Raw genomic sequence first — 15,106 nt, 5'->3', positions numbered from 1 at the left:
AATTTCCTATAGCACAAAAAAGCCCTCCGGGCGGGATGCGCACAAGGGCGAAGAGGAAATATGACGCTTACGCGTCCGCGCTTGGCGCGAGAAGTTCGCTTGCGAACTTCTTTCTTGTTTATAAGAAACTTTCATAGGATTTTCCATAAAGTAAAAAGTCCCCTCAGGTTAAGTGAAAGGAGATAAAATGAAAGAATATAAAAAACAGGCGGCGCCTGTGCTGCTTATGGCGGTTTTGCTGGCTGTTTGGGAAGGGGCGGTAAGAATTTACCATATTCCCCTATATGTGCTGCCCTCCCCTGTAGAGGTATTGGAGGCCTTAAAAACAGAGGCCGCCGTGCTGGCCGGCCATGCTGTAGTTACAGTATTAGAGGCCTTAGCCGGAATAGGAATCGCCTTTGTGCTGGCTATAGGAATAGGAATTGCTATGGATCGTTTTCCGGCAGTAAAAAGAAGCGTTTATCCGCTGTTAGTAGTAACCCAGACAGTTCCTATGATTGTGCTGGCGCCTATTTTGATTATTTACCTGGGCTTTGGCATGACGCCTAAAATACTTACGGTAGTTTTAATGTGCTTTTTTCCTATTGTAGTCAGCTTTTCAGATGGGATGGAGCAGTTAGATAAAGAATATGTATATCTGTTACGTTCATATGGAGCCGGAACCTTTGGAATTTACAGTTTAGTAAAACTGCCGGCAGCTGTGCCTTCCCTAATATCAGGTCTGAAGGTGGCGGCCACATACAGTATCAGCGGCGCCGTAGTAGGGGAATGGATTGGATCTCAGGAGGGACTTGGATATTACTTATTAAGGGTAAAAAACGGATATATGTTAGATAGAGTATTTGCCAGCGTTTTAGTAATTATAATTTTAAGTCTGTGTATGAACGGGCTGATTCGTATTTTCCAATATGTTTCTATGCCCTATTCCAGAAAAAAATAATAAAGGGAGAAAAACAATGAAAAATAAAAAACTATTAGCAGCAGCCATGGCGGCTGTTATGATGGTGACAGCAGGCTGCGGAGGACAAAAGCAGGAAGAAACGCAGAAAGCAGTAACCTCTGGCGTAGAAAACAGGGAGTCAGACGGCACATCTGCCTCAGAGGGAAGTAATGAGGAAAAAAGCAGTCAGGAAGAGCTGGAGGATGTAACTGTAATTTTGGATTATGTGGCTAATACCAACCATACAGGTATGTATGTTGCCTTAGATCAGGGATATTATGAAGATCAAGGATTAAATGTAAAGATTATTGAACCTACAGAGGGAGCCACAGCCACTTTAATTTCTGTGGGAAAGGGAGACTTTGGCATCAGTTATCAGGAGGACGTAACTGTGGCCTTAGCGTCTAAAGATCCTTTGCCCATTAAAGCAATTGCAGCCATTGTACAGCATAACACCTCAGGATTTGCCACATATGCAGATAAGGATATCCATTCACCAAAGGATTTTGAGGGGAAAACATACGCAGGGTGGGGAGGCCCTGGGGAGGAAGCTGTGTTAAAGGCAGTTATGGAAAAAGAGGGAGCTGATTTTTCCAAGCTGAACATGGTAATCTCTGACGGCTCCGGATTTGCAGCCTTAAAAGACAAGGCGGACATTATGTGGTTTTATGAGGGATGGGATGTTGTAAAGTGTAAAATGAGCGATTTCCCTATTAATTATATGGAACTGCGCCAGCTGGATCAGCGTTTAGACTACTATACTCCTGTTATTATTGCCAGCAATAAGGTGCTGGAGGAAAAGCCTGAAATGGTTAAAAAGTTTTTAAAGGCCACAGCAGAAGGATATGAATATGCCATTGCCAACCCAGAGGACAGCGCCGTAATTTTACAGAAATACGCTCCTGACTATCCTTTAGATATGCTTCAGATGTCCCAGGAATATTTGTCATCTAAATATATGGAGGACGCTGATACATGGGGTACTATGAAGGACAGTGTATGGGATAATTATACAGAGTTTATGAATGAATACGGAGTAATCGACAAGGTAATCCCTGCGGCAGACTGCTACACAAATGAATTCCTGCCTGAGTAAATAAAAAGGTGGGAGAGAGGAAAACAGAATGAAACTAAGCGTTTCAGATCTTTCATTTCCCTATGAGGGAAAAATGATATTGGAGAACCTGGACTTTCAGGTAGAAGAAGGAGAATTTGTCAGTATTTTGGGAGCTTCCGGAAGCGGAAAATCTACTATATTAAAATTGCTGACAGGAGTAATTGCGCCGGAGACAGGGACCATTTCTGTAGACGGCGAAAAAATAAAGGGCATGTCCAGGCATTTTGCTTATATGCCTCAAAATGATCTTTTGTTTCCGTGGAAAAAAATACTGGATAATGTATGCCTTTACGGAAAGGTTCACGGCCATTTAGAGGAAGCCAAAAAAGAAGCTATGAAAAATATGGCTGCCTTTGGGCTGGCCGGCTATGAGGACAAATACCCTTCCGCTTTATCTGGAGGAATGAGGCAGAGAGCCGCATTTTTAAGGACCACCCTTTGCCAGGCGGATATTATGCTGTTAGATGAGCCATTTGGAGCCCTGGACGTTATTACAAGAGGCGAGATGCAGGAGTGGCTGCTTTCTGTAAGGCAGACAATGGGAAAAACTATTCTGCTTGTAACACATGATATGGACGAGGCGATTTATTTATCTGACAGAATCTTAATTTTAGGAGGAAGTCCGGCTAAGGTAAAAACAGAGTTGATTGTACCTAAAGGCGAGAGAACAAGAGAGTGGCTGTATGGTCAGGGAGAATTGAGGCAGAAGATTTATACAGAAATCATGGAGAATTCTAATGGAAGAAAATAAGCAGATATTCAGGTGCGACGGTCACGCTCATATAGGCACAGAGAAAGAAAGACAGGTGCGCAGGGAGCAGAATATTATGACAATGTACTGCGGCGGGAATCCGGCAGAGTGGGAGGAGCTTTATAAGCTGGAGAGTCAGGACTCTTCCCTTATTGCCGCCTATGGACTGCACCCCTGGCACAGCGCCCGGTGTTCTGTGGAAGAAATGGAGCCCTGGCTTAAAAGGGCCAAAATCATCGGGGAAATAGGCATGGACAGCGTGTGGTGTCAAGTGCCGTTAAATGTACAGGAGAAGGCATTCTGCGCCCAACTGGAACTGGCAGCTAAGTGGAAAAAGCCGGTGGTTCTTCACACAAAAGGCCAGGAAGAAAAAATCAGCCGTCTGATTGCTAAATATCCGAATAAGTACTTAGTTCACTGGTATTCTTCCTTAGATTATTTGGAAAAATATTTAGATTTGGACTGCTATTTTACTGTGGGACCGGATTTAGAGCAGAATGAGGCTGTGCAGCAGGTAGTTTCCATGGTGCCTGCCAACCGTTTAATTACAGAGACAGACGGCTGGTTGGCAGTGTGCTGGGCTTTGGGAGAACGTCCTGTAGAAGAAATGGGAGAGCTGTTAGACTTTGTATGCGGCTTAACTGCCCGGATGAAGGGAATCAGCCAGGAGGAAATGAGCATGTTAATGCCAGAAAACATGAAGCGTTTTATGGCGGGAAAATAAACAGGAACAAAATAAACGGACATAGATAAAGGGCTGTAAATGAAAAAGGGGAAGTTCTCCCTCCCCATTTACAGTTCTTTTATTTTTGGTTTTTATCGTACAGGATCATCAGCCCTTTTAACAGCAAGGTGTCCTCATAAATGATTTTGTGGCGGCATAAAGGAGTGACAAACTGAGAAAGGCCTCCGGTGGCAATTACTGTGGCCGGCATACCTAACTCCTCCTCCATTCTGTCAATGAGACCGTCCAGCATAGCCGCGTTTCCGTACATGCAGCCGGATCTCATACAGTCCACAGTATTTTTTCCAATGACCTTAGAAGGAACCTCCAGGCTGATGGAAGGAAGCTGCGCTGTTTTGGAACTAAGGGTTTCCAGGGAAATTCTGATGCCTGGAAGAATTACGCCTCCAATATAATTGCCTGCCGGGTCTACTACAGACATAGTAGTGGCTGTTCCCATGTCAATAATAATCAGAGGCAGAGGATATTCATTAATGGCAGCTACTGCGTCCACAATCATATCGCTTCCTGTGGCCTTTGGGTTGTCCATAAGAATATTCAGGCCGGTTTTCATTCCTGAGCCTACTAAAAGAGGGGTGTGGCCTGTAACCTTTTTAACGGCGGAGGTAAGGACGCTGTTTAAGGGAGGGACTACAGAAGATATAATCGCTCCTTCAATATGAGAAGAAGAAACTTTGTGAATTTCCAGAATGTTTTTAAATGTTACAGCGTATTCTAAGTCTGTTTTATCCTTATTTGTAGTAATACGCTCCACAAAATAAGTTTTTTTATGGTCAATGCCGCCTACTACAATATTTGTGTTGCCCATATCAATAGTTAAAATCATAAGGGACTCCTTTCCAATCAGTACAAGTTATGCTATACTATATACCATATTTTTTCAGGAAAAACAACGGGAGGCAGTTATGTTAAATGGAAAGACAGTGATTTTAGGAGTAACAGGAAGTATTGCGGCATTTAAAGCTGCCAGCCTTGCCAGCAGCCTGGTAAAGCTGCACGCCGACGTGCGGGTGCTGATGACAAAAAACGGAGAGTATTTTATTAATCCTATTACATTTGAATCTTTAACAGGAAATAAGTGTATTACAGATACATTTGACAGGAATTTTGAGTTTCAGGTAGAACATGTGTCTTTAGCCAAAAAAGCAGATCTTTTGATTGTAGCGCCGGCTTCCGCCAATGTGATTGCAAAACTGGCCCACGGCATTGCAGACGACATGCTGACTACTACGGCCCTGGCCTGCAAATGCCCCAAAATCATAGCTCCGGCAATGAATACAAATATGTTTGAAAATCCTATTTTACAAAATAATATTTCTATATTAAAAAGCTGCGGAATGAAGGTAATAGACCCGGCCTGGGGATATTTAGCCTGCGGTGATACAGGGGCAGGCAAGATGCCGGAGCCGGAGGTGCTTTTAGACTACATTATTCAGGAAATCGGCTGTGAAAAGGATTTAGCGGGAAAAAAGGTGCTGGTGACAGCCGGTCCTACAAGAGAAGCCATTGACCCTGTTCGTTTTATTACAAATCATTCTACAGGAAAAATGGGATACGCAATTGCCGAAAATGCGGCCCGCAGAGGGGCAAAGGTTACTCTTGTTTCAGGCCCTGTTTCAATTCCAAAGCCCAGGTTTGCAGATATTGTAGAAGTAGAAAGGGCAGAGGATATGTTTCAGGCGGTAAAGGAAAGGGCGGGAGACCAGGATATTATTATTAAATCAGCGGCAGTGGCAGATTACAGGCCGAAAAATGTGTCTGAGGAAAAGATGAAGAAAAAAGACGGAAATCTTTCTATAGACCTGGAGCGGACAGAGGATATTTTAGCCTGGCTGGGACAGCATAAAAAAGACGGCCAGTTTTTGTGCGGTTTTTCTATGGAAACCCAGGATATGCTGGAAAATTCCAGAGAGAAGCTGGAAAAAAAGCAGGTAGATATGATAGTGGCAAATAATTTAAAAGTACAAGGGGCCGGGTTCGGCACAGATACAAACGTAGTCACATTGATTACAAAGGATCAGGAGGAGCAGCTTCCTAAAATGACAAAAGCAGAGGCTGCAGATAAAATCCTTTCTTTTATTCTAAGTAAAATGTAAAAGAGGAAGAATATGAAAATCGAGAAGCTTTTAATTTCCGCAGACGGACATGAGGGATGGCTTACCTGCTATTTAAGAGATGAAATTCAGTGTCAAAAAGGAAGAAAACGGCCGGCAATAATTATATGCCCCGGAGGCAGCTATCAGCTGTGCTCTGACAGGGAGGGGGAGCCGGTGGCCATGCAGTTTTTAGCCATGGGATATCACGGGTTTGTGCTGGAATACAGCGTGGCTCCCGCCTGCTTTCCAACGGCTTTAAAGCAGCTGGCTTTGGCGGTGGCCAAAATAAGAGAAAGGGCAGAAAAGTGGAGCATAGATCCTGAGAAGATTGTGGTTTGCGGATTTTCAGCAGGAGGACATTTGGCGGCCAGCTTAGGCGTATTTTGGAATCAGGAGTGGCTGTATCAATCATTAGAAAAGGAAAAATCTGATATACAGCCTGACAGATTAATTTTGTGCTATCCGGTGATTACCGCAGGAGAGTATTGTCATCCAGGTTCTTTTAAAAATCTTTTAGGGCGTAATGAAAACATAGAAGAAAAAAGAAATATGGTTTCTTTAGAAAACCATGTAGGCCCTCATGTGCCTCCGGTATTTATGTGGCATACAGACAAGGACGGTACTGTACCGGCAGAAAACAGTCTGCTGTTTGTTATGGCCCTGCGGAGAGCAGGAGTCAGCATAGAGTATCATTTATTTCCGGAGGGAGGCCACGGCCTGTCGTTGGCTGCCAGGGATTCTGCCAAGGCCCCTGTGCCTGGAAAAACCTATATAGTGCCATGCTGCCAGCAGTGGATTCCTCTTGTCAGACTTTGGATGGAAGGACTGGAGTCTTGACGAAAGGTGAGTTTTTGGTATATTATGAACATTTAGTGAGACTTTTGACAAATTCTTACAGCACAGATTCAGAAATTGGAGGACAAACCCTTGTCAAATACAGAAACAAATATTACAGAAGAAATTAAGAAAAGGCGGACATTCGCCATTATTTCCCACCCGGATGCAGGTAAAACCACATTAACAGAAAAATTTCTCCTTTACGGAGGCGCCATTAACCTGGCAGGTACTGTAAAGGGAAGAAAAGCTACAAAACATGCGGTGTCTGACTGGATGGAAATTGAAAAGGAAAGAGGTATTTCTGTAACCTCGTCAGTGCTGCAGTTTAATTATGAAGGATATTGTATTAATATTCTGGATACGCCTGGACATCAGGACTTCTCAGAAGATACCTACCGTACATTAATGGCGGCCGACTCTGCAGTTATGGTTATTGATGCTTCCAAAGGTGTGGAGGCTCAGACAATTAAGCTTTTTAAAGTATGTCTTTTAAGAAATATTCCTATTTTTACATTTATTAATAAAATGGATAGGGAAGCCAGAGATCCCTTTGAATTAATGGATGAAATTGAAAGCGTACTGGGAATTAAAACATGCCCTGTAAACTGGCCTATTGGCTGCGGAAAAGGATTTAAGGGCGTGTATGACAGAAATACAAAGAAAATTACTACATTTACAGCTGCAATGGGGGGACAGAAGGAGGTAGAGTCCAGAGAGTTTGACGCGGAAACAGAGGATGTAGAGTCAGTAATCGGGGCCGATTACCATGAAAAGCTGCTGGAGGATATTGAGCTGCTGGACGGAGCCAGCGATCCATTTGACATGGACTTAGTCAGCCAGGGAAAGCTTTCCCCTGCGTTTTTTGGATCAGCTTTGACAAACTTTGGAGTGGAAACATTTTTAGAGCATTTCCTCCAGATGACCACATCTCCTCTTCCAAGAAAGACGACTACGTCAGTGATTGACCCTTTCACAGAAGATTTTTCTGCCTTTGTATTTAAAATTCAGGCCAATATGAATAAGGCTCACAGAGACAGAATTGCATTTATGAGAATCTGCTCCGGAAAGTTTCAGGCAGGCATGGAGGTAAATCACGTTCAGGGAGGCAGAAAAATCCGCTTATCTCAGCCTCAGCAGATGATGGCTCAGGACAGAAAAATTGTGGAGGAGGCTTACGCAGGAGATATTATCGGAGTTTTTGACCCTGGAATCTTCTCCATTGGAGATACCTTATGTCTTTCTAATGAAAAGTTTGAATTTGAGGGCATCCCAACATTTGCTCCAGAGCATTTTGCCAGAGTGCGGCAGATTGATACCATGAAGAGAAAACAGTTTTTAAAGGGTGTGAACCAGATTGCCCAGGAAGGCGCAATTCAGATTTTCCAGGAATTTAATACAGGCATGGAGGAAATCATTGTAGGTGTGGTGGGAGAGCTGCAGTTTGAGGTGCTCACATACCGTCTGAAAAATGAATATAATGTAGAGGTGCGTTTAGACAAGCTGCCTTATGAATATATCCGCTGGGTAGAAAACGGAGAGGAAATTGACGTGGCCAAGATTCAGGGCACTTCTGATATGAAGAGAATCAAGGACTTAAAGGACAATCCGCTGCTTCTGTTTATTAACAGCTGGAGCGTGGGAATGGTTCTGGAGAGAAATCCAGGATTAAAGCTTAGTGAATTTGGAAGAAACTAATACAATTTTAATAAATTGACATGAATAAAGGAGGTCCTGTAGTATGAGCAAAATTGATGTTGTAAGAGCTGCTATGGTGGAGGCAATGAAGGCCAAGGACAAGGAGAGAAAAGACGCTCTTTCTATGCTGTTAAGCGCTTTGAAAAACGGGGAGATTGATAAAAGACAGCCTTTAACAGAGGACGAAGAAAATGCAATTGTAAAAAAGGAAATAAAGCAGACAAAGGAAACCTACGACACAGCTCCAGAAGGCAGAGATGATATTAGGGCTGAAGCAGAAGCCAGACTAAAGGTTTATAAGGAATTTGCTCCGGAGGATATGGGAGGAGACCAGATTAAGGAAATCATTGTACAGGTGTTAAAGGAACTGGAGATTGACAGCCCAACGGCGAAGGATAAGGGAAAGATTATGAAGGTTCTGATGCCTAAGGTAAAGGGCAAAGCAGACGGAAAACTGGTAAATGAGATTCTGGCTTCTATGTTTGCATAAATAAGAGAAAGATTTCGTGGAAAAGCCGTGACTGGAAGGGAGCAGAGCATATGGAATACAGGAAAGAAATTGAGGCTTATATAGAAGAACACAAGGACGAAATGCTGGACGACATTATGACGCTGTGCAGAATTAACAGTGAAAAAATGGCTTACAAAGAGGGAATGCCTTTTGGGGAGGGAGTGGATGCAGCTTTGCAGACAGCCCTTGCCATGGCTGAAAAGTACGGTTTTTCTATACAAAACTATGACTCTTATGTGGGAACAGCAGATTTAAATACAGGGGAAAAATGCCTGGATATTCTGGCACATTTAGATGTAGTGCCGGCAGGAGATGGGTGGATGGAGACAGAGCCTTTCCAGCCTGTAATAAAAAACGGAAAGCTGTACGGAAGAGGAACTGCCGACGACAAGGGGCCTGCAGTGGCGGCCTTGTACGCTATGAGGGCGGTAAAGGAGTTAAATATTCCAGTATCTAAAAACGCGCGCTTAATTTTAGGGACAGATGAGGAGTGCGGCAGTTCTGATATTGAACAGTATTATGCAAAAGAGCCGGAAGCTCCTATGACCTTTTCTCCTGACGGGGATTTCCCTGTAGTGAATACAGAAAAAGGCAGACTGGAAGGCCATTTTACAGCCACATGGGAAAAGGAAGAGGGACTTCCCAGACTGCTGTCTATTCACGCAGGTACAAAGCTGAATGTGGCGCCTGGAAAAGCTTGGGCAGTGCTTCAGGGATTTCAGGCGGAGATTATGGAAAAAGCAGCTAGGGAGACAGAAGCTGCAACAGGAGTATCTTTTGAAATGGAGTACAGCGACTACACCATGGCTCCTGATGATACAATTGTAAAGATTACCGCCACAGGCCAAGGGGCCCACGCCGCTCAGCCTGAAATGGGAAATAACGCTCTTACAGGGCTTTTAAGCTTAATTTCCATATTGCCATTTGAAAAGTCAGAAGCTGTAGACGCCGTAAGAAAATTAAGCCTTATGTTTCCCCATGGAGATTTTTTGGGAGAGCAGCTGGGGATTGCTATGAAGGATGATATTTCCGGCCCTCTGACCTTAGCTTTTAGTATGCTGGAGGTTGGGGAGACAGGGCTGGAGGGATGGTTTGACAGCCGCTGCCCCATCTGCAGCAATGAAGAAAATACTTTAAAAAAGGCAAAAGAAAAAATAGAGGAGAAGGGTTTTAAGTTTCTTACAGAAAATATGGTTCCTCCTCACCATGTAGATGAAAACAGCGCGTTTATCTCCACTCTTTTAAATGTATATGAAGAGTATACAGGAAATAAGGGAGAGTGCCTGGCCATTGGAGGCGGCACCTATGTTCACAGCCTGAAAAACGGGGTGGCTTTTGGAGCAGCTATGCCTGGCACAGACAATCGGATGCACGGAGCCGACGAGTTTGCCTATGTAGAGGAACTGACAATGGCGGCTAAAATTTTTGCTCAGGTGATTGTGCAGCTGTGCAGATAAAAAATTGCTTGACAATACATGTATTTTGACATACAATCAACCATAACATAGATAAGGATTGAGATGACTCAAGGAGGAAAGACCTATGTTCGCAGCTAAAACCATGAACAACTGCATGATGATGTGTACCGGCATGATGAAAGTCATGTGCCGTATGTTTGTGCGCGTCAAAAATTAAATGCAGGTTCATGTATGGTTTTTGTGAAGATGCCTTTTTAAAGAGGGCATCCAGGTTGAAAAGAGTGAAAGTATATTCGCAGGCCCATGCAGATAATGTGTGGGCTTGTTTTATTGTTTATTTCACATAAGGAGGGCATATGGAAGAGAGGAAGCAGGACAGTCCTATTATCCGGCTGGAGAAGCTGGGAAAAGAATTTATTACGTCAAATGGGACGGTAAAGGCCCTGGATAATATTAATCTGGATATTTGGCAGGGAGAAATTTTTGGAATTATCGGCCTTAGCGGGGCGGGAAAAAGTACTTTAGTAAGGTGTATTAATTATTTGGAGGTTCCCACCAGCGGGGATGTGATTTTCCAGGGACAGCCAATGTCTAAGATGGGGGAAGGGGGAATCAGAAAAGCCAGAAGATCTATGGGCATGATTTTCCAGCAGTTTAACCTGTTGGCTCAGAGAAACGTAATACAAAATATTTGTTTTCCTTTAGAGCTTATTGGAACCCCTAAGGATCAGGCTAAAAAAAGAGCGGAGGAGCTGCTAGAGTTAGTAGGTTTAACAGACAGGGCCAAGGCTTATCCGGCTCAGCTTTCAGGAGGGCAAAAGCAGAGAGTGGCTATAGCAAGAGCTTTGGCTACCAACCCGGCGGTTTTGCTCTGCGACGAGGCCACCAGCGCCCTGGACCCTAACACAACTAAGGCTATTTTAAATCTGCTGAAGGAAATTAACAAAAAAATGGGAGTAACAGTGATTGTGATCACCCATGAGATGACGGTAATTGAAGCTATTTGCGACAGGGTAGCTATTATTGACAACAGCCAGATTGCAGAGGTAGGATCTGTGGCTAAGATTTTCTCAATGCCTAAATCCAATATTGGAAGGCAGCTGATTATGGGGGATACTGTTCACAGCGGCGACTTTGGAAAGTCTAAAATGATCCGTATTATTTTTGACGGAAGAGCTTCCGACGAGCCGGTGTTGGCCAACATGATTCTGGCCTGTAAATCTCCTGTAAACATTATGTATGCAGCTACAAAGGACATTAAGGGAACAGCAATGGGACAAATGATTATCCAGCTGTCTGAAGATGAAATAGAGGCCAGAAGGATGATAAATTATCTGACTGCCTCAAAAGTACCCTTTGAGGAGGTGACAGAAAATGACCTTTGATTCCACAACAATTTCAATGATGGCAAGGGGAATTTGGGAAACAGTATATATGACCCTGGTTTCATCTGCCATTGCTTATTTAATCGGAATTCCTCTGGGAATAATTTTAATAGTTACAGATAAGGGAGGAATAAAGCCTATGCCGGTATTCCAGAAAATACTGGGGCTGTTTATTAACCTGCTTAGATCTATTCCGTTTATTATTCTGCTTATTATGGTAATTCCTATAACAGAAGTAATCGCAGGCACGTTAATTGGCTCTAAGGCTATCATCCCTCCCCTAGTATTTGCCGCCGCTCCATATATTGCCAGAATGGTGGAATCCTCTTTTAAAGAGGTGGATGCAGGAGTAATTGAAGCAGCCAAGTCTATGGGAGCTACTACAGGTCAGATTGTGTGGAAGGTGCTGCTTCCTGAAGCCAGGCCCTCTTTATTAGTAGGGGCGGCTATTTCAGTAACAACAATTTTAGGATATTCTGCTATGGCAGGCTTTGTAGGCGGCGGCGGTTTAGGCGCCATTGCAATTAATTATGGCTATTACAGATATGAAATAGACACTATGGCAGTAACAGTCATTCTTCTTGTGATTGTAGTGCAGATTATCCAGGAAACATTTATGAAGGCGTCCAGAATCAGCGACAAAAGAGTTCGGTGACAATAAAATTTCAGGTAGTAGAACCATAAAGGTTTTATTATAAATCAATTTAACAGGAGGAAAGAATTATGAAGAAATTTGTGACAATCCTTGCAGCGGCAGCAATTGCAACAGCAGCTCTCACAGCCTGCGGCCAAAACAAAGCAGAGGAGTCTTCTGCACAGCAGACAACAGCAGCTGAAAGCAAAGAAACAGCAGACAAGGAAGAAACCTCAGAAGCAGCAGAGTCTACAGAAGCAGCAGGGGAATTAAAACCTGTAAAAGTAGGCGCAAGCCCTGCTCCTCATGCAGAAATTTTAGAAGCAGCTAAGGAGCTTATGAAGGAAAAAGGATATGATCTTCAGATTGTGGAATATGTAGATTATGTACAGCCAAACCTGGCCTTAGACGCAGGAGATTTAGACGCCAATTACTTCCAGCACGGCCCATACTTAGAGCAGTTTAACGCTGAGAGAGGCACAAAGCTGGTTTCTGCAGGGGCAATTCACTATGAGCCATTTGGAATTTACGCAGGAAAAACAGCTTCTCTGGAGGAGTTAGCAGAGGGAGCTAAGGTAGCGGTTCCTAATGATGCTACAAACGAAGCCAGAGCTCTTTTACTTTTAGAGGCTCAGGGGCTGATTAAGCTGAAAGAGGACGCAGGTCTTAAAGCTACAAAAAATGATGTTGTAGAAAATGGGAAGAAGTTAGATATTTACGAGGTAGAGGCAGCTCAGATTCCACGTTCTCTTAGCAGTGTAGATATTGCGGTTATTAACGGAAACTACGCCATTGACGCCGGGTTATCTGTGGAAGATGCATTGGCTATTGAGGATTCAGACTCTATCGGCGCAACTACATACGGAAACGTAGTGGCAGTGCAGGAGGGAAAAGAAAATGATGAGGCCATTAAAGCTCTTATGGAAGCCCTTACAAGTGATGAAATAAAAACATTTATGGAAGAACAGTATCAGGGCGCAGTAGTGCCTCTGTTCTAAATACTTTTATTTACAAAGAGACTGCAGCTGAATGAAAATCAGAAGGGAAACTGATGATTCAGCGGCAGTCTTTTTTTATTTCACTTATTCCTCGTTTCATAAAAACTCCGGGAACCCCAAACTTTGCTATGGCGAACTTTAGGTAACAAATAGTTTCGCGCTCCAGCGGATTGTAAAGTTGTGATTTTACATAGATTTTACATAGTGTTAACGTGAAATTAACTTGAGGGTGAAATTGTAATATGTTAATATAATTTTGGCGTCAATGTAAAAGATGCTAACACAAACTAGGGGAGAAAGAATATGAAAATTACAGACATATTAGGCCTGCTTGGAGGTTTGGCGCTGTTCCTTTACGGAATGCAGATGATGGGGCAGGGACTGGAAGCCGCGGCGGGAAATAAGATGAAACAGCTTTTAGAAAAGCTGACGGCAAACCGGTTTATGGGCGTAGCTGTAGGAGCAGGAATTACAGCAGTGATTCAGTCCTCTTCAGCCACCACGGTTATGGTAGTAGGATTTGTAAACTCTGGAATGATGAATCTGCGCCAGGCAGTTTGGATTATTATGGGCGCTAATATTGGTACTACTATAACAGGGCAGCTGATTGCTTTAGACGTAGGAGCCATAGCCCCTTTGTTTGCATTTGCCGGCGTTGCCATGGTTACTTTTGTGAAAAACCAAAAGGCTCAGCATATTGGCGAGATTTTGGCAGGACTTGGAATTCTTTTTATTGGCATGGAAATGATGAGCGAGGCTATGCTGCCTCTCAGGGAGCTTCCGGCCTTTATTGATCTGATCACAAAATTCTCCAATCCTCTGATTGGTATTTTAGCCGGCGCGTTATTTACGGCAGTAATTCAGTCATCCTCTGCTTCCGTAGGTATTTTACAGGCATTGGCCACAAGCGGAGTTATCGGCCTGCCAAGCGCTGTTTACGTGCTTTTCGGACAGAATATCGGCACATGTATTACAGCTGTTTTGGCTTCAATCGGCACCAGCCGCAATGCCAAAAGAACAACAGTGATCCATTTAATGTTTAATATTATTGGTACCATTGTGTTTACAATTATTTGTATGGTAACGCCTTTAGTGTCTTTGGTAGAGTCTTTTACTCCCTATGGACCGGCTGCCCAGATTGCTAATATGCATACTTTATTTAATATTGTTACTACCTTGCTGCTTCTGCCTCTGGGAACAAATCTGGCCTCTTTGGCTGAAAAGATTCTTCCTGACAGAGAAGAGGACATGGAAGAGGGAATGTCCCTGCGGTATTTAAAAAGCGTAAATGGAGTTTCTGAAAGCGGTATTGGTTACTCAGCCATTTATATTGAACAGCTGCAGCAGGAAGTATTCAGAATGATGAATATGGCTAAAAAGAATGTGCACGACAGCTTCCAGGCTTTTTTAGACAGTGATATTAAGATTATGGAAAACGTTGAAAAAAGAGAGGAATATATAGACTTTCTCAATAAAGAAATCAGCTGTTCTATATCTAAAATGCTGGTTTATGAGACAAATGAAAAAAGCTCGGAAACCATCAGCGCGTATTTTAATGCTTTAGGCAATATTGAAAGAATCGGAGATCACGCTGTAAATATTAGCGGGTACACGAAAATTAAAAGTGAAAATCAAATTATATATTCTGAGGGAGCAAAAAAGGAAATTGAGGAAATGCAGCAGGTATGCGGAGAAATATTTGCATATTTGGAGGAGCCCAAACTGGAGACAGTTACCTGGCTTTCAAAGATCTCTGCTTTAGAGCAGAAAATCGACGATATGACTGTAAAGTACAGAGAGCTTCATATTGAAAGAATGAAACAGGGAGTCTGCTCTGAGGAAGCTTGTATTTTATATTCTGAAATGCTGACAGACTTTGAGAGAATCGGAGACCATGTGCTGAATATTGCACAGGAAATAGCTGCAGTGAAATAATAAATCAAATAGACATAGCAAAATAGTAATATAAGGCGTCTGAA

Annotated in this window: 14 protein-coding genes; 13 read left to right on the top strand and 1 reads right to left on the bottom strand. The window is 43.1% G+C overall.

All coding sequences use genetic code 11. The features are described 5' to 3' along the window. Positions 1–187: 187 nt before the first annotated feature. The 4 genes from C1A07_RS02745 to C1A07_RS02730 are packed head-to-tail and all read left to right on the top strand — an operon-like array spanning position 188 to position 3,532. Complete coding sequence (locus C1A07_RS02745; RefSeq protein WP_101875750.1) at positions 188–940, top strand: ABC transporter permease; 753 nt, start codon at positions 188–190, stop codon at positions 938–940. A gap of 16 nt (positions 941–956) precedes the next feature. Continuing rightward, complete coding sequence (locus tag C1A07_RS02740) at positions 957–2,036, top strand: ABC transporter substrate-binding protein (RefSeq protein ID WP_101875749.1); 1,080 nt, start codon at positions 957–959, stop codon at positions 2,034–2,036. A gap of 28 nt (positions 2,037–2,064) precedes the next feature. Next, positions 2,065–2,808: an ABC transporter ATP-binding protein gene (locus C1A07_RS02735; protein WP_101875748.1), complete on the top strand. Its 744-nt coding sequence runs from the start codon at positions 2,065–2,067 to the stop codon at positions 2,806–2,808. Then, positions 2,795–3,532, top strand: a complete 738-nt coding sequence (locus tag C1A07_RS02730) for a TatD family hydrolase (RefSeq protein WP_101875747.1) — start codon at positions 2,795–2,797, stop codon at positions 3,530–3,532. Before C1A07_RS02735 ends, C1A07_RS02730 begins: the two co-directional genes overlap by 14 nt. A gap of 79 nt (positions 3,533–3,611) precedes the next feature. On the opposite strand, the gene C1A07_RS02725 is transcribed toward C1A07_RS02730, so the two are convergent. Beyond that, entirely contained in the window at positions 3,612–4,379 is a 768-nt protein-coding gene (locus tag C1A07_RS02725; protein ID WP_101875746.1) for a type III pantothenate kinase, read from the bottom strand. Positions 4,380–4,458: 79 nt separating this feature from the next. Between C1A07_RS02725 and coaBC the strand changes: the two genes are divergently transcribed. From coaBC to C1A07_RS02680, 9 genes are all read left to right on the top strand, one after another. Beyond that, positions 4,459–5,649 (top strand): bifunctional phosphopantothenoylcysteine decarboxylase/phosphopantothenate--cysteine ligase CoaBC, encoded by a 1,191-nt coding sequence (coaBC, locus tag C1A07_RS02720; protein WP_101875745.1) that lies wholly within the window; start codon positions 4,459–4,461, stop codon positions 5,647–5,649. A gap of 12 nt (positions 5,650–5,661) precedes the next feature. Further along, positions 5,662–6,486 carry an alpha/beta hydrolase gene (locus C1A07_RS02715; protein WP_101875744.1) on the top strand — a complete coding sequence of 275 codons (825 nt, stop codon included), beginning with the start codon at positions 5,662–5,664 and terminating at the stop codon, positions 6,484–6,486. 90 nt (positions 6,487–6,576) lie between these two features. Beyond that, positions 6,577–8,181: a peptide chain release factor 3 gene (locus tag C1A07_RS02710; RefSeq protein ID WP_101875743.1), complete on the top strand. Its 1,605-nt coding sequence runs from the start codon at positions 6,577–6,579 to the stop codon at positions 8,179–8,181. A 43-nt stretch (positions 8,182–8,224) separates the two neighbouring features. Beyond that, positions 8,225–8,671 (top strand): GatB/YqeY domain-containing protein, encoded by a 447-nt coding sequence (locus C1A07_RS02705; RefSeq protein WP_101875742.1) that lies wholly within the window; start codon positions 8,225–8,227, stop codon positions 8,669–8,671. 50 nt (positions 8,672–8,721) lie between these two features. Further along, complete coding sequence (gene pepV / locus C1A07_RS02700; protein WP_101875741.1) at positions 8,722–10,149, top strand: dipeptidase PepV; 1,428 nt, start codon at positions 8,722–8,724, stop codon at positions 10,147–10,149. A 317-nt stretch (positions 10,150–10,466) separates the two neighbouring features. Next, a complete protein-coding gene (locus C1A07_RS02695; RefSeq protein ID WP_101875740.1) occupies positions 10,467–11,495 on the top strand; it encodes a methionine ABC transporter ATP-binding protein in 1,029 nt (342 codons plus the stop codon). After that, a complete protein-coding gene (locus tag C1A07_RS02690) occupies positions 11,485–12,150 on the top strand; it encodes a methionine ABC transporter permease (RefSeq protein WP_101875739.1) in 666 nt (221 codons plus the stop codon). The genes C1A07_RS02695 and C1A07_RS02690 overlap by 11 nt, the downstream gene beginning before the upstream one ends. Positions 12,151–12,218: 68 nt before the next feature. Continuing rightward, a complete protein-coding gene (locus C1A07_RS02685; RefSeq protein ID WP_101875738.1) occupies positions 12,219–13,127 on the top strand; it encodes a MetQ/NlpA family ABC transporter substrate-binding protein in 909 nt (302 codons plus the stop codon). A 303-nt stretch (positions 13,128–13,430) separates the two neighbouring features. Then, the gene (locus tag C1A07_RS02680; RefSeq protein WP_101875737.1) at positions 13,431–15,062 is read left to right on the top strand and encodes a Na/Pi cotransporter family protein; all 1,632 of its coding nucleotides are present in this window, start codon (positions 13,431–13,433) and stop codon (positions 15,060–15,062) included. Positions 15,063–15,106: the final 44 nt, after the last annotated feature.

Source organism: Lachnoclostridium edouardi (assembly GCF_900240245.1).
In the GTDB taxonomy this organism is placed as follows: domain Bacteria; phylum Bacillota; class Clostridia; order Lachnospirales; family Lachnospiraceae; genus Lachnoclostridium_A; species Lachnoclostridium_A edouardi.
This window is presented reverse-complemented; position numbering and strand designations above follow the sequence as displayed.

Bases quoted from the DNA above. Each gene is read 5' to 3' on its own strand.
- C1A07_RS02745 (WP_101875750.1), top strand. From the start codon at position 188: ATGAAAGAATATAAAAAACAGGCGGCGCCTGTGCTGCTTATGGCGGTT.
- C1A07_RS02740 (WP_101875749.1), top strand. From the start codon at position 957: ATGAAAAATAAAAAACTATTAGCAGCAGCCATGGCGGCTGTTATGATG.
- C1A07_RS02735 (WP_101875748.1), top strand. From the start codon at position 2,065: ATGAAACTAAGCGTTTCAGATCTTTCATTTCCCTATGAGGGAAAAATG.
- C1A07_RS02730 (WP_101875747.1), top strand. From the start codon at position 2,795: ATGGAAGAAAATAAGCAGATATTCAGGTGCGACGGTCACGCTCATATA.
- C1A07_RS02725 (WP_101875746.1), bottom strand. From the start codon at position 4,379: ATGATTTTAACTATTGATATGGGCAACACAAATATTGTAGTAGGCGGC.
- coaBC (WP_101875745.1), top strand. From the start codon at position 4,459: ATGTTAAATGGAAAGACAGTGATTTTAGGAGTAACAGGAAGTATTGCG.
- C1A07_RS02715 (WP_101875744.1), top strand. From the start codon at position 5,662: ATGAAAATCGAGAAGCTTTTAATTTCCGCAGACGGACATGAGGGATGG.
- C1A07_RS02705 (WP_101875742.1), top strand. From the start codon at position 8,225: ATGAGCAAAATTGATGTTGTAAGAGCTGCTATGGTGGAGGCAATGAAG.
- pepV (WP_101875741.1), top strand. From the start codon at position 8,722: ATGGAATACAGGAAAGAAATTGAGGCTTATATAGAAGAACACAAGGAC.
- C1A07_RS02695 (WP_101875740.1), top strand. From the start codon at position 10,467: ATGGAAGAGAGGAAGCAGGACAGTCCTATTATCCGGCTGGAGAAGCTG.
- C1A07_RS02690 (WP_101875739.1), top strand. From the start codon at position 11,485: ATGACCTTTGATTCCACAACAATTTCAATGATGGCAAGGGGAATTTGG.
- C1A07_RS02685 (WP_101875738.1), top strand. From the start codon at position 12,219: ATGAAGAAATTTGTGACAATCCTTGCAGCGGCAGCAATTGCAACAGCA.
- C1A07_RS02680 (WP_101875737.1), top strand. From the start codon at position 13,431: ATGAAAATTACAGACATATTAGGCCTGCTTGGAGGTTTGGCGCTGTTC.